Source organism: Mesorhizobium sp. M1006 (assembly GCF_040318825.1).
In the GTDB taxonomy this organism is placed as follows: Bacteria; Pseudomonadota; Alphaproteobacteria; order Rhizobiales; family Rhizobiaceae; genus Mesorhizobium.
This window is the reverse complement of record NZ_JAMYMZ010000063.1, coordinates 11,273-26,434: the sequence shown is the minus strand read 5'-3', so window position 1 is coordinate 26,434 and position 15,162 is coordinate 11,273. Positions and strand designations below refer to the sequence as shown.

Here is a 15,162-nt window from a genome sequence, read left to right as displayed (position 1 = left end):
AGGAGTGCGTCCAAAATCGAGCCGATCGGGCCAATGATGCCGGTCGATGCCGCGCCAGGGCGACAGGGCGAGGCCTTAGACGCCCAGTAGGCCAATCAGGTTAAGCACACCCTTCATGCAAAGCCCTCCTTGTGGGAGAAGGTGGATCGGCGCGCAGCGCCGAGACGGTTGAGGGGTGTTGGAAGAAATGAGGCGTCGGCGTTCCCTGGAACACCCCTCATCCGACCGAGCTTCGCTCGGTCACCTTCTCCCACAAGGGGAGAAGGGGTCACCAGCGTTGGAGTCCCCATGACAACCTTCCTCTTCGACGGCCCCGACACCGCCGCCATCACGGTCCTGCTCGCCCATGGCGCAGGCGCTCCTATGGACTCCCCCTCGCTGACAGCCACGGCAAAAGCGCTGGCCGAGGCCGGCTTCCGCGTCGCGCGCTTTGAATTCCACTACATGGCGGCTCGCCGCTACGGCCACCGCAAGCCGCCGCCGCGCGCCGAGACGGTTAACCCGGAATACGTCAAGGCGATCGCCGACCTCCGGGCGAAGGGCGTGAAGGGTCCGCTGATCATCGGCGGCAAGTCGATGGGCGGACGCGTCGCTTCGATGATCGCCGACGAGATGTTTTCGAATGGCGAGATCTCGGGCCTGCTTTGTCTCGGCTATCCCTTCCATCCACCGGGCAAACCGACGCAGCTTCGGACAAAACACCTCGCCGATCTCAAGACGCCGACATTGATCTTCCAGGGCACGCGCGACGAGTTCGGGACCAAAGACGAGGTCGCGAACTATGCACTGTCCGACGCAATCGAGATCTTCTGGCTGGAAGACGGCGACCATGATCTGAAGCCGCGCAAAAATATCTCCGGCTTCTCCACCGCCGATCATCTGAAGACGCTCGCTGATGCGGTGAAGGCGTGGACCGAACGCATCGTGCGCTGAAGCAGGCCGATGAAGATCGCCACCTTCAACGTCAACAACATCAACAGCCGGCTGCCGAACCTGCTCGCATGGCTGGCCGCCGCCAAACCCGACATCGCCTGCCTGCAGGAGCTCAAGGCGAGACAGACGCAGTTTCCGCGCACTGCGCTGGCGGCGGCCGGCTACGGCGCGGTTTGGGTCGGGCAGCCGACCTGGAACGGCGTCGCCATCCTTTCGCGTGGCGCAGAACCCGTTCTGACCCGCGAGGCGCTGCCCGGCGACGATAGCGATCAGCAGGCGCGCTACATCGAAGCTGCGGTCAACGGCATCGTCGTCGCCTGCCTCTACGCGCCGAACGGCAATCCGCAGCCCGGCCCGAAATTCCAGTACAAGCTCAACTGGCACGAAAGGCTGGAGGCGCATGCGGCGCAGTTGCTCGACACCGGCCTGCCGGTGGTGCTGGCCGGCGACTACAACATCGTGCCCGAGCCGCGCGACATTTACCCGACCCGCTCCTATGACGACAACGCGCTGGTCCAGCCGGAAAGCCGCGCATCGTTCCAGCGGCTGCTCGACCAGGGCTGGCTTGACGCGCTGCGCAAGAAGCACCCGAACGAGACGCTCTACACATTCTGGGACTATCGCCGCAACCGCTGGCCGCGCGATGCCGGCCTGCGCCTCGACCATATCTTGCTCAGTAAGAAGCTGTCGCGCCGGCTGGTAGCGGCGGGCATCGACCGCGACGTGCGCGGCGAGACCGGCGCCAGCGATCATGCGCCGGTCTGGGTGGGGTTGAAGTGAGGCACGGAGGCTGGCGCCGCCTTTCCGGGCGGCAACCAGTCAAGTTGGCCGCGCCGCTTCGCGGGCGAACGCCTCGATCAGAGGGGCGTATCCCTCGAGGTCGGGCTGCGTAGCGAAACTGTGGCTAGCGGCGGTCGAAGCCCAGGGCAGCTTTTCCGACGTGAAGACTTCGACGAAAGGCACGTACCATTGGTGCTGGTCCAGCATGGTCGCACGAACGTTGACGAAAAAGTCCAGGCCATGCGGGCGCGTGAACATCCAGTTCTTGCAATGCGGGCAATAGAGCTGCCGGTGCGGGCCGTGCAGGCCGCCGACCACCGGCTCGCCCTGGGTGACGGCGAAACCGTCGCTGGGCACGGCGATGGTCAGGGAATACGCGCTGGCGCTCAGCTTCTGGCAGCCGGCGCAGTGACACGCCATCGTCAGCAAGGGCGGGGCGCTGATGCGAAAGCGTATTCCGGCGCACAGGCAACCGCCGTCCCAAGGGAGCTTCCAATCGTCCATTGCTGGCCTCGCCTTAGCCTCTGCCAGCGATCTAGCGCGCGACCGGCCTCCCGGCAAACGCGGCGATGCCTGCGGCTGCTGCCGAAGGGCTGGGGTGGACTTGAGCCATCACCGACAGCCAGGCGCCGAGCGCCATCATTGCAGAGCGGATAGATGAACAGGTTTGCTGACAGGCTGCTTGCAGCCCTCATGATCGTGATCGGCACGGCTTGCTTCATCGAGGCGTATCTGGCGCTGGGCGAGGCGTGCTCGCGAGGTGCCGAACGGCCTCAGTTTCACCGCCGGCAGACCGGCAACCAGCTCGCCATGTTCGACAGCCAGTCCGGCCCGATCTATGCGGTTGCCTTTGCCGCGGGCGGCACGGTGCTGACCGGCGGCTACGACCGCAGCATCAGGGACTGGCCGGCTGGCGGCGCCGATAGGATGGTGCTTTTCGCCGGGGCGCCGGATTGATTGCGGGATATCCAATTTCGTCGCCGGGGCTTGGACACCCCACTGTTGCGCTGGGCAATCGCATTTGGATTCTTGCGAAGATGGACCCCCACCCTAACCCTCCCCACAAGGGGGAGGGAATGCTGCCGCGCGCCCTTACTTCCCCTTTGGCGCCGAAAGGCAGGCAATTTGCCGAGGTCAGTGCCAACGGAAGTCTCCCTCCCCCTTGTGGGGAGGGGTTAGGGGTGGGGTCCATCGTAGAGCGAAAGCCTCGGCTTTCCACCTGCGATAGCCCTGCCCCACGAGGGGGAGATCAGCAGCTCCAGCGTCGGCTTCGGCGCGTATACTTGACCCGCCTACCACCCACGCTATGCTCGCGTCCATGTCAGAGACCAGCCCCGCGGCCGCTGCGCCGCTCATCGTGATTGACCTTCAGACCGGCATGTTCGACGGTGTTGCCGAACCGCCGATCCATGATGCCGACGGCATCGTTGCCCGCACCCGCGCGCTGATCGAATGGGCGCGGCGCAGCGGGCGCAAAGTCGCCTTCATCAGGCATGACGGGCCGCAGGGCGATCCTCTGGCGCCGGGTGAGCCGGGCTGGCCGGTGTGGCCGGCGCTCGGCCAGGCCGAGGACGAGCCGACTTTCGCCAAGTGTGTCGGCGATGCGTTCAGCAATGCCGCCCTTGCAGAATGGGTGGCCGGGCAGGGCGCCGGCGAGGTCGTTCTGATCGGCGCGCAGACCGATTTCTGCGTGGCGGCCACGGTGAAGGGCGCCTTTGCAGCGGGCCTGGGCGTCACCGTGGTTTCCGACGCCCACAGCACGCTCGACGCGGCCAGCGAGACCGCCGCGGAGATCATCGCCCGGCACAATGCGGCATTTGCCGCCGCCGGGGTCAAGCTGGCGACGACAAAAGCCCTGACCGATAGCTGATCCGCCGGCTCATCCCTACGCCGTCAAAGCCTGATCCAGCCGGGAAGCAACTGGCGGGTTCAGACAATTTGGCGCGGGGCGCCTCACTACTGCGGGCTTCCGCCGGCGCGGTCTATCGCGTATTGGCGCAGGAACTCTCCTTTGGCCTTCCCCGGAAAACCATGATTCGTCTCGAAAGCATCAGCAAGCAGAACGGCAGGCAGATCGTCTTCATCGAAGCCTCCGCCGCGTTGCAGAAGGGCGAGAAGGTCGGGCTGGTCGGGCCTAACGGCGCCGGCAAGACGACGCTGTTTCGCATGATCAACGGCGAGGAGCAGCCCGACGAAGGCCAGGTCTCGGTCGATCGCGGCGTCACCATCGGCTATTTCAGCCAGGATGTCGGCGACATGGAAGGCCGCAGTGCGGTGGCCGAAGTGATGGACGGCGCCGGACCGGTCAGCGAAGTGGCGGCCGAGATGCGCGAGCTCGAGCACGCCATGGGCGACCCTGACCAGGCCGACCAGATGGACGAGATCATCGCCCGCTACGGCGAGGCGCAGCACCGCTTCGAGGAGCTCGACGGCTACGCGCTGGATGGCCGGGCGCGCGAGGTGCTGGACGGCCTCGGCTTCAGCCAGGAGATGATGGACGGCGACGTCGGCAAGCTGTCCGGCGGCTGGAAAATGCGCGTGGCACTGGCCAGGATCCTTTTGATGCGGCCCGACGCCATGCTGCTCGACGAGCCGAGCAACCATCTCGACCTGGAAAGCCTGATCTGGCTGGAGCAGTTCCTGAAGAACTATGACGGCGCGCTGCTGATGACCTCGCACGACCGCGAGTTCATGAACCGCATCGTCAACAAGGTGGTCGAGATCGACGGCGGTTCGCTGACTGCTTACTCCGGCAACTACGAATTCTACCAGCAGCAGCGGGCGATTGCCGACAGGCAGCAGCAGGCGCAGTTCGAGCGCCAGCAGGCGATGCTGGCCAAGGAGATCGCCTTCATCGAGCGCTTCAAGGCGCGTGCCTCGCATGCCGCCCAGGTACAGAGCCGGGTGAAGAAGCTGGACAAGATCGACCGGGTCGAGCCGCCCAAGCGCCGCCAGAAGGTATCGTTCGACTTCCAGCCGGCGCCGCGCTGCGGCGAGGACGTGGTGACGCTGAAGAACGTGCACAAGGGCTATGGCAGCCGCTCGATCTACGAGGGATTGGATTTTCAGGTGCGCCGCCGCGAGCGCTGGTGCATCATGGGCATCAACGGCGCCGGCAAGTCGACGCTGCTGAAGCTGGTCGCTGGCGCTTCCGAGCCGGACAATGGCACGGTGGCGCGCGGGCCCAGCGTCAAGATGGGCTATTTCGCCCAGCACGCCATGGAAGTGCTGGAGGGCGAGCGCACCGTGTTCCAGACGCTGGAAGATGCGTTTCCGCAGGCCGGCCAGGCGCCGCTCAGGGCGCTGGCCGGCTGCTTCGGCTTTTCCGGCGACGAGATCGAGAAGAAATGCCGCGTGCTGTCGGGCGGCGAGAAGGCGCGGCTGGTGATGGCGCTGATGCTGTTCGATCCGCCCAATTTGCTGGTGCTGGACGAGCCGACCAACCACCTCGACATCGCCACCAAGGAGATGCTGATCACGGCACTTTCGCAGTACGAGGGAACCATGCTGTTCGTCTCGCACGACCGCCATTTCCTGGCGGCGCTGTCGAACCGGGTGCTGGAACTGACGCCCGAGGGCATCCACACCTATGGCGGCGGCTATACCGAATATGTCGAGCGCACCGGGCAGGAGGCGCCGGGGTTGCGGAGCTGAGGCCGGCTCTGCCGCGCACGGTCACGTAGACGCTCGATTCCGGGGGCCAAGCACGAGGTGCTCAGCCATGTATCGCAATTTCGCGCAGCGGATCGCCGCCGTCGATGAACAGCCGGCCTTGCGCGGTCAACGCCGCCTTGAGCCGTCGCAGGGCAATTTTTCCTGCTTCGGGATGACGCCCGTCCAGCGCGCCGACGCGCACCGCAACGGCAATGTCGAAGTGCTTCTCATCGGCCTCCAACTCGAAATCCTCGATGGCGATCTGGCGAAGGCTCAGCCGGCCTGCCGCAATCTCGGCGCGCGAGGCGGCCCCGGCCTGCGCGATGGCCTTGGCTGAGCGGTCGATCGCCAGCACGTGCCCGCCGCCGATCCGGCGCGCGATCTCGCGCGCTGCAGCACCCGGTCCGCAGCCGATCTCCAGCACTCGCATGCCCTGCCGCAAAGGCAGCGCATTGACGATCTCCAAAAGCCTTGGCGACAAGTCGTTCGCCATACGCTGTTCTCCAGCTTTTTCACAATCCGAGATTAGCGACCGCGGCCGGCGACGGGAAGGCCGAGAGACGCGGGCATCGCCGATGTGTTCAGCTGGCATGTTCAGCTGGGTGCTGCTTGAGCAGGGGGCATGATCGACATCGAAGAGGCCGACGATCCGGTCTCGACCGCGGGCGACCGGGCGGGCCCGAGCGGCCCGGCGTCGTTGACCTGAGGGGTAGGGAGGGAACTGGCGCCGAGCCTAACCGGTTGGGGGGTAGATCACCGGCCGTTTATGTGTATACGCTCAAGCTAATATAAGAGCAAGCTAATGTTTTGCGTCAGCGATGTTGGACGATTGTTCTGATCATGGCCGGTTGTGGCTTCCTGCCGCGCCCTCCAATCCGGCCAAACACCGCTTATTGCCTTCAAGTCCTGGCTTCAATGCTGTACCCCGGCCCGAAATTCAAGGAGCCTGCGATGACCTCACATCCCGACATCCCCGACGCCAGCATGGCGGTCGATGCGGCCGGCGTGGCAGCCGATGACCGGCGCGCTCGCGAGGCGGATGCCGCATGGCGGGACGATGTTCGCGAGGGCGTGCGGCAGGTAGGCGATCTGGATTCGCTGCCGCTGTCGCCAGCCGAGCGGGCGGCGGCCAAAGCCGCGGCCACGCGCCACAAGGTTCGCATTCCCAAGGCCTATCTCGACCTGATCGACTGGAACGACCCCGCCGATCCGATACGGCTTCAGGTCATCCCGTCGCCCGACGAACTGGCAGAGCAGGAGGGCGAACTCGACGATCCGATCGCCGACCACGCCTTCAGTCCCGTGCCTAGATTGACGCATCGACATGCCGACCGGGTTCTGTTGTTCCCGACCTATCAATGCGCGGTCTATTGCCGGTTCTGCTTTCGCAAGGAGCAGCTGACCTCGATCGGCCGGGGTTTTTCGCGCGAGGCGCTGGAGCCGGCCTTCGCCTATATCGCGGCCCATCCGGAAATCCGCGAGGTGATCCTGACCGGCGGCGACCCGCTGTCGCTGCCGGACAGGGCGCTGGCGGAAATCCGCGCCCGTGTCGAGGCGATCCAGCATGTGCGGCTGTTGCGCATCCACACTCGCGTACCCGTCGCGCTGCCGTCGCGCGTCACCGGCGGGTTGATTCAAGCCTTGCAGGGCCGGCTGATAGTCACTGTCGTCACCCATTTCAACCATCCACGCGAAATCACGGAGGCGACCGAGCGGGCCTGCCGCACGTTGCGGCAGGGCGGCTTCGTGCTGCTGAACCAGAGCGTTCTGCTGAAAGGCGTGAACGATACGGTCGAGGTGCTGGAAGAGCTGTGCCGCGAGCTGATGTATCGCCTTGGCGTCAAACCCTATTACCTGCACCACGGCGATCTCGTGCGCGGCATGGCGCACCGGCGCACCACGATCGCCGCGGGCCAGGCGCTGGTCAGCGCCTTGCGTGCGCGCCTGTCGGGCATCTGCAATCCCGTCTACGTGCTGGACCTGCCGGACGGCGGAGGGAAAGTCCCGCTCGGCCCGTCCTATCTCGAGGCGCGCGAAGGGGAGACGTGGCGAATACGTGGGCTTGATGGGGCGGTGAGGGCGTATAGGGAGGTTGCTGGGGAGTAGGGGACGCGCAGCCGCTGTCCAAGCCAGCCCACCTTGGTGACCTGACATGCAGCCCTTCATCACGGAAGCATGCGTTAACTGCTGTTCTATTTGGTGCTTGCGCAATTGCTAAAATAGTGAAAACGTTGGCCCGGGGTAATGGGTTAGGGGAGTTCGTCCCGGCTGTTGCGAGTTTCGGGGCGGCGCAGAAAAGTCATGAACTTTCCACAGTTCCTGGTGGGGCTGACCACCACATCGTCCATCGTGGCGATCTCGACTTACTTTGCGACGGGTTCAATCTGGAAGACGCTGGCCTGGACGATCTTGACCTTGATCGTCATGCAGGTTGGATATTTCCTGTTCGTCGTCCGGTTGATCTACGGATCCGGGGCGAAAGGCGCGGCGGCAAAGCCGCGGCGTCTGAGGGCTGTGCCGCCGAACCGTCGAGGTCGCATTCAGCTTATGCAGTAATGTCCCATATAGATATCATGGTCTAGACAGGACATGTTCGGTTCTGGGAATGTGCGTTGGACGTTCCGCTAGTTTAGCCAACTAATATATATCGCCCAACTCATATCGTCGTTTTTGGGCTAGCGGGAAAACCTGCCTGCTGCTTGTACGACTGTGCCTAAGGCCACATTTTACAACCGGCTGGCAAGCTCCCTTTCGTTGATGCAGCCTAAATCCGGCTGGTGTTTTCGATGGGCGGTTGAGGCTATAAAGCCGTTCACCCGGGCGGCATCGAGATGCATTTCGGCCGGTCGAGAGGGTTGTGGTGATCGACGGAACGCCAAACGTGATCTTGCTGATCGGCAGCGCCCCCGATGTCGTGCGTTGCGCCGCCTGGCCCAAGCAGGCCTTCGGCAAGATCGTCGCCATCAACAACGCCTGGCGCGTGCGGCCCGACTGGGATTTCCTGGTCCATGCCGGCGATTTCCCGGCGGAGCGGATGCCGCAAGGCGGTCCCCTGCAGCAGGCGCAGATCTTCAGCGCCTCGCATTACGTGCCGGCGCAAAACAGCTTTGGCGGCTTCGTCTATGCCGGGGGCACCATGTCGATGACGGCGGCCTACTGGACGATCCACAGTCAGAAGCCGGACGTGCTGGCATTCCTTGGCTGCGACATGATTTACGACCAGCCCGGCAACACGCATTTTTACGGCGTCGGCCGCGCCGATCCGCTGCGCAACGACGTCACCCTGCGCAACCTCGAGGCGAAGTCGGCCCGCCTGCTCATCCATGCGCTTCGGCGCGGCTGCCTGTGCGTCAACCTATCCGACCTGCCGCGCAGCCGGCTGGTCTTCCCGCGGCTGACGCTCGATGAAGTCGGCGCGCTTTCTTCCTCGCGGCTTTCGGAAATGAAGGCCGAGATGCTTGCCGGCCTGCGGCTCGATCAGGCGGAGGAGGCCGACAGGATCGAGAAGGAACTCGGCTATTTCTTCGAGGACGGCATGTACTGGAAGCACCTCGAAAAGCTCGACGAGAAATTCCTGGCCAACATCGACCGGCTGTGGATGGCGGCGGTGAAGGCGAGCTTGAGCAGTCGGCCGAAGCTGCCGATCTCCCCCCTTGTGGCAGGGCAATCGCATTTGGATTCTTACGAAGATGGACCCCCACCCTAACCCTCCCCACAAGGGGGAGGGAATGCTGCCGCGCGCCCTTACTTCCCCTTTTGGCGCCGAAAGGCAGGCAATTTGCCGAGGTCAGCGCCAACGGAAGTCTCCCTCCCCCTTGTGGGGAGGGGTTAGGGGTGGGGGTCCATCGTAGAGCGAAAGCCTCGGCTTTCCATCTGCAATAGCCCTGCCCATTGTGGGGGGAGATCAGCAGTTTCAGTCGTCCGCTTAGCTTTTGGCCGCCGCGAGCTTGTCTTGCGTCTTGGTCTCGAAATCGCTGGCGTCATGGCGCTCGTGCAGCTGCATCGAAGGCTCGCCGAAGGTGCGGTTGACCATGCGGCCGCGCTTGACCGCCGGCCGCGCGTCGATGGCGTCGGCCCAGCGCTGCACGTTCTTGTACTGCTCCACCTGCAGGAACTCGCCGGAATCGTCATACATACGGCCCTTGGCCAGCCCGCCATACCAGGGCCACACCGCAATGTCGGCAATCGTATAGTCGCTGCCGCCTAAATACTCGCTTTCGGCGAGGCGTCGGTCGAGCACGTCCATCTGCCGCTTGGTTTCCATGGCGAAGCGGTCGATGGCATATTCGATCTTCGTCGGCGCATAGGCGTAGAAATGGCCGAAGCCGCCACCGAGATAGGGCGCCGAGCCCATCTGCCAGAACAGCCATGACAGCGTCTCGGCGCGAGCCGGCTGCTCCGTCGGCAGGAATTCGCCGAATTTTTCGGCGAGGTAGAGCAGGATCGAGCCGGATTCGAAGATGCGGACCGGCTTTTTCCCACTGCGATCCATCATGGCCGGGATCTTCGAGTTGGGGTTGACCTCGACGAAGCCGCTGCCGAACTGGTCGCCGTCGTTGATCCTGATAAGCCAGGCGTCGTATTCGGCGCCGCTGTGGCCGAGCGCCAGAAGTTCCTCCAGCATGATCGTCACCTTGACGCCGTTCGGTGTCGCCAGCGAATAAAGCTGCAGCGGATGCTTGCCGACCGGCAGTTTCTTGTCGTGCGTCGGGCCCGCGATCGGCCGGTTGATGCTGGCGAAAGCGCCGCCATTTGCCTTGTTCCAGGTCCAGACTTTTGGCGGCGTGTATTGGTCCGTTGCGTAGTCGTTCATTTGGGAGGCCTTTGGAAGGGTTGGGTTGGGAGGATATCAGATATCAACGTGGGCAATGGCGGAGGAACTTTGCATAGGGCAGCTTGGGATAGCCGTAGGTACAGATAGGGCTGCCGGCGCTGTTGCAAAACCCCGGCGCGAACGGCGCGGCGCCGGTCCACGCCAAAGCCGGCGCCACCTCTTGCGCCTGATCACCTGCGCCATACTTATAGCCCATATCAGCTGCGAACATTGCCAGGAACCAAAGCATGAATATCGAACCCCTTTTGCGATCCATCGTGGCCGTCCGCGCCACCGTGCCAGAGGACGCCTTCACGGCAAATACACTTGGCACCCGCCGCGAGGGCAGTGGCGTGGTCATCCGCGGCGACGGGCTGGTACTCACCATCGGCTATCTCATCACCGAGGCCGAGGAGGTCTGGCTGGCCGACCAGGACGGGCGCGTCGTTCCCGCCCATGCGCTCGCCTACGACCAGGAGTCGGGCTTCGGCCTGGTGCAGGCGCTGGCGCCGCTCGGGCTGCCCGCCATTGCGCTCGGCGATGCGTCCAGGGCCAAGATCGGCGATCCCGTCGTGCTCGCCGACGGCGTCGGCCGCTCCGTGCGGGCGCGGATCGTCACCAAGCAGGAATTCGCCGGCTATTGGGAATATCTGCTCGACGAGGCGATCTTCACGGCGCCGGCTCACCCCTCATGGGGCGGCGCCGGCCTCATCGGCGCGGATGGCAGGCTGCTCGGCATCGGTTCACTGCGCCTGCAGATGAGCCGCAACGGCGAGGTCGCCGACATCAACATGGTGGTGCCGATCGATCTTCTGCCGCCCATCCTCGACGATCTGCTGACGCGCGGGCAGGTCGCCAGGCCGCCGCGGCCGTGGCTCGGCGCCTTCTCGGCCGAGAGCGACGGCAAGGTCGTGGTGATGAGCGTCGCCGAGGGCGGTCCAGCCGCCCAGGCGGGCCTTCGCCAAGGCGATGTCATCTCGGATGTCCGCGACACGGCGGTCGATGGGCTTGCCGATTTTTATCGCAAGCTTTGGAAGAGCGGCCCGGCGGGTGCCGAGATCCCGCTCCGGGTGCTGCGCGATGGCCGCGAAACCTGGCTGCGCGTCAAGTCCGCCGATCGCAACAGCCTGCTGTGGAAGCCGCCGCTGCAGTGAGGCAACTGAAACCTCTCACTCTCCGCAAGCGCTGAAGCCAGTGCCCGGGGTCCATTCCGCAAATGGGATGACCTTGCCTTCGACCGATACGGTCGCTTGCCTGGTGCTGCCGTCCGCCAGCTTCTTGCTGCTTTTGCCCTTGCCGGTCAGCACATTGTAGTCGCAGTCGCCGGCAACATTGTCGTCCATGTAATCCCAATAATCGTAGGCAAAACCGGCGACGACGAACGTGCCGTTGCGCCAGGCGAGCGTCAGCGTCTTATTGGTCCGCTCGCTGCCGATCTCCATCGCCGGAACATAGAGCTTGATCGAACCGTTGGGGAGCGCGGTGAGTTCGGGCTCGGTGTCGGATGTGGCGGGGCCCGGCCGGTCATAATCCTTCCATTCGCCGTAAATCTGTTCATGCACGACCCCGGCAGGTTTTAGAAAATCGCCATCGCGATCCTTGAGGAAAAAATACATGTCCATGGGATGGCCGGGCTCGGTCTCCACGATCATCGCCAGATCGGCGGCGCCGTCGCTGTTCCAGTCGCCGGTCGCCGCCGTGATGATCTTCTGCGTCTCGATCGGTTCTGCCAGGGCGGCGGCCGGCAGCAGCAGGACCAGACCGAATATTGTCGATCGCATGTAGATCCCCTCGCGCTTGGGCAGGCCTGAGAGCATGCTTCTCAGGAGGCCCGGCTCTGCCGCGTCTCGGAACGGCTCGTCTCGTTGAGCAGCCGGCAGAGCGAAACCGCTTCACGACGGCTCAGGCCGATCAGCGCGATTTGCGAAAATTGCGCCGGCAGATCGTGAACGATGTCCCACACCATCCATCGGCCGTTCGGCTCCATGACACATTCGTAGCGCAATAATTGTTCCTGCATCCGACCCCCCGGCTTTGCTCATCGGACTGGTACAGCGTCGAGGTAAATGAGTTGTTGCGCCGCGAGAGTATTCCGCGGCTGTCAAAACCAGGCGTTGAATCCCCACAGGGGCGAACCCGACAGGTCACGGCTGACGGTGCCGATACTCTCGACAAGGCGGCAGGGCAGGGACGCTTCCGGCGTGAACGGCGGCCACCGCTAGAATTGGATCAGGCGTTGCGGCTCGCCATATGCGCGTCGAGCTTCCTCCTCGAGGGGCCGTAGCGCTTGATGATGGTCGCGGCCTCGCTTTGCGGTATGCCGTATTTGCGGGCAAAGGCAGCGACCTCGTAAGGCTCTTCGCCTGAGACCAGTTTGCGATCCTGCTTGGTCTTGGATTTGTCGTCGGCCATGGCGTCCTCCATCACATCTGGTCGTTATAGGGCTCCTTAGTCCGGCCGACCATCCTGGCCAGTTCGGCAAAGGACGGTACGCCGGTTTCACCCTGGGCATTGTTGGCCGCCTGCAGCAGCCTGAGCGGAAAGCAGACGGCGTCGCGGTTGGATGGCGACATGTCTTCATAGAGACGCTCCTCGCTGGTCATCGCCGCCTCGGCCCGGCGCAACGCCATGTCGACCTCGTCGACCGACAGCAGGCCCTTGTGGACCAGCGCGTCTTGACGGCCGCGATCGCCATCATCAATCCTTCGAGCTGAAGATTGGCGACGTTCATCGTCTTGCGTCCTTGCCGGGCTTCTTGGCGGTGGCCTTGCCGTCTGGCCGGATCGCTGCGCGCGGCGGGTTCTGGCCCTCCGAATGCAGGGTCCTGTCATCGAAATCGTCAGCCGGCCTGGTCAATCCCATGCCGCCGGGAGGTGGCTTGTTGCCGGCCGCATCCTGCGAAAATTCGTCGGCCGCGTCGGGGCTCGTCTTTGCCGGATATTTCCTCGCTCCGGTCTCGTAGCGGTTCGGGTCGTCGGCCATGTCCTGTGCTCCCGTTGCAATGAGCAGATAACTTTCATGCGGCGGCAGCGGTTCCGTGGCGAAATCGACCTTGCCGGTGCGCAAGCCTTCGCAATCTGCGACCACGACTACGAGGATTGCCCGAAGCGCAGAACCGATGCCGGACGGCAGAAGCAGACGCCAGGCAACGCGTCCCAGCCCGCAGCCGCGGCTGCAGGGGAAATCGGCTAGCCACCCTGAACCACCCGCCGGTCCGGCCGGCTGCCCCGAAGGTCTTTCCATATCCAGAGGATTGCAATGCCGCCACTATTGTGGGCAAAAGCAGCACGGGCAATCAGGTTGGGGTGGGGTGATGACCGAAACGCAAGGCAATTCAAGCCGTCCGCAGGGCAAGCCGGGGATGGCATCGGGGTCGATCGGTTCCGGCCTGATCGCACTTGTCATCGTGGCGCTCGGCGTCTTTGCGCTGTTTGGATCCTGGTACACGATCGATCAGGGCGACCGCGGCGTGCTCTTGACCAACGGAGCGCTGAGTTCGGTCGTTGATCCCGGACTGCATTTCAAGCTGCCGTGGTTACAGCGTGTCGAGAAGATCAGCCTGCGCCAGCAGGTGCTCAAATGGGGCTGCGAGAACCAGAACGATTGCAGCGGCCTGCCGGCCATGCAGGCCTATTCGCGCGACCAGCAGCCGGCCGACATGCGCGTCACCGTCAATTTCCACGTGCCGGCCGCCGAAGTCAGCAACGTCTACACCAATTATGGATCGATCGAGGCACTGGCCGACCGTGTCATTGCCAGGAAGGCACCGCAGGAGATCAAGACGGTGTTCGGCCAGTACGACGCGGTGTCGGTTATCCAGAACCGGGCGAAGTTCAACAAGGACGTCGCCGAGGCCATCGCGGCGGTAACCGACGGGCCGGTGATGATCGACAGCGTGCAGGTCGAGAACATCGACTTCTCCGATGCCTACGAGCAGGCGGTCGAAGCCAGGATGACGGCGCAGGTCGAGGTGCAGAAGCAGGAACAGAACCTGCAGCAGGAAAAGATCAAGGCCGATATCGCCGTCACCCAGGCCAAGGGCCGCGCCGACAGCGTCAAGGCCGAAGCCGAGGCCAGCGCCTACAAGACCAGGGTCGAAGGCGATGCGACCGCGGGCGCCATCAAGGCTCGCGCCGCCGCAATCGCCAACAATCCGCTGCTGGTCGAACTGACCAAGGCGGAGAGGTGGAACGGCGAATTGCCGAAGTCGATGATCCCGGGCTCGACCGTACCGTTCCTCGAACTCAGCACGCCTGCCGCAGCATCGAACTGAGGCGCGGCGCAAGCCAGATCAGGGCGCCGGCGCGATAGCCGTCCTGGTGCGGTTACGGCTGAAGCACGGCGCCTCGGGCGATTGCCTGCGTTTGACCTAGAAAAGCTGTCAGCAGCTCCATTCCCGCCGGCCAGTCGCCGAGCCCGCTGTCGCCATTGATGTGGCCAAGCGGTCCGGCGACATGGAGATCGCTGCCCCATCGCTCGGATTTCGCCCTGGCATAGTCCAGCGAGCCGTAGGGATCGTTGGTGCTGGCGACAATCAGCGACGGAAAGCGAAGCCGTTGTTGCGGTGCGTCGGCGAAGGCCCGGGCGGAGGAGGGGAAGGCCGGCGACGCAGGGTCCGGAACCGCGACCAGCAACGCGCCGCCGATAGAGCGGCGGGAGATCCGCTGCCAGTGTACGACGAGCAGACAGCCGAGGCTATGGGCGACGAGCACCGGCGGTGTCCTTGCCTGGCATACAGCGGTTTCCAGCGCAGCCACCCAGTCGTCGAGGTCCGGCGCGTCCCAACTCGCCGGGTTGAACCGCCGCATCGCCGGGTTTGCCTGCTGCCAACGTGTCTGCCAGTGGGCTTTGCCCGATCCGCCGATGCCCGGCACAATGATGAAGTCGGTCATGCGAAGCCCTTCTTTCCTGATGCAGCGCGTGCAATTCTAGGTCTTCTCCCAGGTGGCGGAATGAGAGATCATCGGAAAGCAGCGACGAAA

General features: G+C 64.1%; 19 protein-coding genes and 1 pseudogene. 10 read left to right on the top strand and 10 right to left on the bottom strand.

The window, feature by feature from the left end; genetic code table 11:
• The first annotated feature begins 288 nt into the window (after nt 1-288).
• Both NKH60_RS31280 and NKH60_RS31275 read left to right on the top strand, forming a co-directional pair.
• On the top strand, nt 289-933 hold the full coding sequence (locus tag NKH60_RS31280; protein ID WP_352836883.1) for an alpha/beta hydrolase family protein: 645 nt from the start codon (nt 289-291) through the stop codon (nt 931-933).
• Between the two features lie 9 nt (nt 934-942).
• Nucleotides 943-1,713 (top strand): exodeoxyribonuclease III, encoded by a 771-nt coding sequence (locus NKH60_RS31275; RefSeq protein WP_352874624.1) that lies wholly within the window; start codon nt 943-945, stop codon nt 1,711-1,713.
• Nucleotides 1,714-1,752: 39 nt separating this feature from the next.
• Here the strand turns inward: NKH60_RS31275 and NKH60_RS31270 are convergent, their stop codons facing one another.
• A complete protein-coding gene (locus NKH60_RS31270) occupies nt 1,753-2,217 on the bottom strand; it encodes a GFA family protein (protein ID WP_352836879.1) in 465 nt (154 codons plus the stop codon).
• Nucleotides 2,218-2,370: 153 nt separating this feature from the next.
• On the opposite strand from NKH60_RS31270, the gene NKH60_RS31265 reads away from it, so the two are divergent.
• The 3 genes from NKH60_RS31265 (at nt 2,371) to NKH60_RS31255 (ending at nt 5,367) form a co-directional block, all read left to right on the top strand.
• A complete protein-coding gene (locus tag NKH60_RS31265) occupies nt 2,371-2,670 on the top strand; it encodes a WD40 repeat domain-containing protein (protein WP_352501204.1) in 300 nt (99 codons plus the stop codon).
• A gap of 361 nt (nt 2,671-3,031) precedes the next feature.
• Nucleotides 3,032-3,583, top strand: a complete 552-nt coding sequence (locus NKH60_RS31260; protein WP_352472102.1) for an isochorismatase family protein — start codon at nt 3,032-3,034, stop codon at nt 3,581-3,583.
• Nucleotides 3,584-3,744: 161 nt separating this feature from the next.
• Nucleotides 3,745-5,367 (top strand): ABC-F family ATP-binding cassette domain-containing protein, encoded by a 1,623-nt coding sequence (locus NKH60_RS31255; protein WP_352836876.1) that lies wholly within the window; start codon nt 3,745-3,747, stop codon nt 5,365-5,367.
• Nucleotides 5,368-5,428: 61 nt separating this feature from the next.
• Here the strand turns inward: NKH60_RS31255 and NKH60_RS31250 are convergent, their stop codons facing one another.
• Complete coding sequence (locus NKH60_RS31250) at nt 5,429-5,860, bottom strand: SAM-dependent methyltransferase (protein ID WP_023675692.1); 432 nt, start codon at nt 5,858-5,860, stop codon at nt 5,429-5,431.
• Nucleotides 5,861-6,351: 491 nt separating this feature from the next.
• Here NKH60_RS31250 and NKH60_RS31245 point away from each other — a divergent pair, with 491 nt between their 5' ends.
• From NKH60_RS31245 to NKH60_RS31235, 3 genes are all read left to right on the top strand, one after another.
• Entirely contained in the window at nt 6,352-7,473 is a 1,122-nt protein-coding gene (locus NKH60_RS31245; protein WP_502898643.1) for a KamA family radical SAM protein, read from the top strand.
• Between the two features lie 195 nt (nt 7,474-7,668).
• A complete protein-coding gene (locus NKH60_RS31240; RefSeq protein ID WP_352472098.1) occupies nt 7,669-7,923 on the top strand; it encodes an exopolysaccharide production repressor protein in 255 nt (84 codons plus the stop codon).
• A gap of 325 nt (nt 7,924-8,248) precedes the next feature.
• Entirely contained in the window at nt 8,249-9,073 is an 825-nt protein-coding gene (locus NKH60_RS31235; RefSeq protein WP_352490956.1) for a hypothetical protein, read from the top strand.
• Between the two features lie 219 nt (nt 9,074-9,292).
• Here NKH60_RS31235 and yghU read toward each other — a convergent pair whose 3' ends face one another.
• Nucleotides 9,293-10,180, bottom strand: a complete 888-nt coding sequence (yghU, locus tag NKH60_RS31230; RefSeq protein WP_352453698.1) for a glutathione-dependent disulfide-bond oxidoreductase — start codon at nt 10,178-10,180, stop codon at nt 9,293-9,295.
• 43 nt (nt 10,181-10,223) lie between these two features.
• Nucleotides 10,224-10,430 (bottom strand): hypothetical protein, encoded by a 207-nt coding sequence (locus NKH60_RS31225; protein WP_352836870.1) that lies wholly within the window; start codon nt 10,428-10,430, stop codon nt 10,224-10,226.
• On the opposite strand from NKH60_RS31225, the gene NKH60_RS31220 reads away from it, so the two are divergent.
• Complete coding sequence (locus NKH60_RS31220) at nt 10,429-11,334, top strand: S1C family serine protease (RefSeq protein WP_023675699.1); 906 nt, start codon at nt 10,429-10,431, stop codon at nt 11,332-11,334. The genes NKH60_RS31225 and NKH60_RS31220 overlap by 2 nt on opposite strands.
• Before the next feature lie 15 nt (nt 11,335-11,349).
• On the opposite strand, the gene NKH60_RS31215 is transcribed toward NKH60_RS31220, so the two are convergent.
• The 5 genes and pseudogenes from NKH60_RS31215 to NKH60_RS31195 form a co-directional block, all read right to left on the bottom strand.
• Nucleotides 11,350-11,961 carry a hypothetical protein gene (locus NKH60_RS31215; protein ID WP_352472095.1) on the bottom strand — a complete coding sequence of 204 codons (612 nt, stop codon included), beginning with the start codon at nt 11,959-11,961 and terminating at the stop codon, nt 11,350-11,352.
• A gap of 41 nt (nt 11,962-12,002) precedes the next feature.
• Entirely contained in the window at nt 12,003-12,200 is a 198-nt protein-coding gene (locus NKH60_RS31210) for a hypothetical protein (protein WP_352472094.1), read from the bottom strand.
• 209 nt (nt 12,201-12,409) lie between these two features.
• Nucleotides 12,410-12,592, bottom strand: a complete 183-nt coding sequence (locus tag NKH60_RS31205) for a DUF3606 domain-containing protein (protein WP_023675702.1) — start codon at nt 12,590-12,592, stop codon at nt 12,410-12,412.
• 11 nt (nt 12,593-12,603) lie between these two features.
• Nucleotides 12,604-12,911: pseudogene (locus tag NKH60_RS31200) on the bottom strand (hypothetical protein).
• The gene (locus NKH60_RS31195) at nt 12,908-13,267 is read right to left on the bottom strand and encodes a hypothetical protein (RefSeq protein ID WP_352773097.1); all 360 of its coding nucleotides are present in this window, start codon (nt 13,265-13,267) and stop codon (nt 12,908-12,910) included. The pseudogene NKH60_RS31200 and the gene NKH60_RS31195 overlap by 4 nt, the downstream one beginning before the upstream one ends.
• Before the next feature lie 226 nt (nt 13,268-13,493).
• On the opposite strand from NKH60_RS31195, the gene NKH60_RS31190 reads away from it, so the two are divergent.
• Entirely contained in the window at nt 13,494-14,453 is a 960-nt protein-coding gene (locus NKH60_RS31190; protein ID WP_352465360.1) for a prohibitin family protein, read from the top strand.
• Between the two features lie 52 nt (nt 14,454-14,505).
• Here the strand turns inward: NKH60_RS31190 and NKH60_RS31185 are convergent, their stop codons facing one another.
• Nucleotides 14,506-15,072 carry an RBBP9/YdeN family alpha/beta hydrolase gene (locus NKH60_RS31185; protein WP_352836866.1) on the bottom strand — a complete coding sequence of 189 codons (567 nt, stop codon included), beginning with the start codon at nt 15,070-15,072 and terminating at the stop codon, nt 14,506-14,508.
• Nucleotides 15,073-15,162: the final 90 nt, after the last annotated feature.

What these genes read in the sequence shown, in the direction of transcription:
- NKH60_RS31190 (WP_352465360.1), top strand. Translation starts at nt 13,494, where the DNA reads ATGACCGAAACGCAAGGCAATTCAAGCCGTCCGCAGGGCAAGCCGGGG.
- NKH60_RS31270 (WP_352836879.1), bottom strand. Translation starts at nt 2,217, where the DNA reads ATGGACGATTGGAAGCTCCCTTGGGACGGCGGTTGCCTGTGCGCCGGA.
- NKH60_RS31255 (WP_352836876.1), top strand. Translation starts at nt 3,745, where the DNA reads ATGATTCGTCTCGAAAGCATCAGCAAGCAGAACGGCAGGCAGATCGTC.
- NKH60_RS31220 (WP_023675699.1), top strand. Translation starts at nt 10,429, where the DNA reads ATGAATATCGAACCCCTTTTGCGATCCATCGTGGCCGTCCGCGCCACC.
- NKH60_RS31205 (WP_023675702.1), bottom strand. Translation starts at nt 12,592, where the DNA reads ATGGCCGACGACAAATCCAAGACCAAGCAGGATCGCAAACTGGTCTCA.
- NKH60_RS31265 (WP_352501204.1), top strand. Translation starts at nt 2,371, where the DNA reads ATGAACAGGTTTGCTGACAGGCTGCTTGCAGCCCTCATGATCGTGATC.
- NKH60_RS31215 (WP_352472095.1), bottom strand. Translation starts at nt 11,961, where the DNA reads ATGCGATCGACAATATTCGGTCTGGTCCTGCTGCTGCCGGCCGCCGCC.
- NKH60_RS31260 (WP_352472102.1), top strand. Translation starts at nt 3,032, where the DNA reads ATGTCAGAGACCAGCCCCGCGGCCGCTGCGCCGCTCATCGTGATTGAC.
- NKH60_RS31275 (WP_352874624.1), top strand. Translation starts at nt 943, where the DNA reads ATGAAGATCGCCACCTTCAACGTCAACAACATCAACAGCCGGCTGCCG.
- NKH60_RS31240 (WP_352472098.1), top strand. Translation starts at nt 7,669, where the DNA reads ATGAACTTTCCACAGTTCCTGGTGGGGCTGACCACCACATCGTCCATC.
- NKH60_RS31245 (WP_502898643.1), top strand. Translation starts at nt 6,352, where the DNA reads ATGGCGGTCGATGCGGCCGGCGTGGCAGCCGATGACCGGCGCGCTCGC.
- yghU (WP_352453698.1), bottom strand. Translation starts at nt 10,180, where the DNA reads ATGAACGACTACGCAACGGACCAATACACGCCGCCAAAAGTCTGGACC.
- NKH60_RS31210 (WP_352472094.1), bottom strand. Translation starts at nt 12,200, where the DNA reads ATGCAGGAACAATTATTGCGCTACGAATGTGTCATGGAGCCGAACGGC.
- NKH60_RS31225 (WP_352836870.1), bottom strand. Translation starts at nt 10,430, where the DNA reads ATGCTTTGGTTCCTGGCAATGTTCGCAGCTGATATGGGCTATAAGTAT.
- NKH60_RS31185 (WP_352836866.1), bottom strand. Translation starts at nt 15,072, where the DNA reads ATGACCGACTTCATCATTGTGCCGGGCATCGGCGGATCGGGCAAAGCC.
- NKH60_RS31250 (WP_023675692.1), bottom strand. Translation starts at nt 5,860, where the DNA reads ATGGCGAACGACTTGTCGCCAAGGCTTTTGGAGATCGTCAATGCGCTG.
- NKH60_RS31280 (WP_352836883.1), top strand. Translation starts at nt 289, where the DNA reads ATGACAACCTTCCTCTTCGACGGCCCCGACACCGCCGCCATCACGGTC.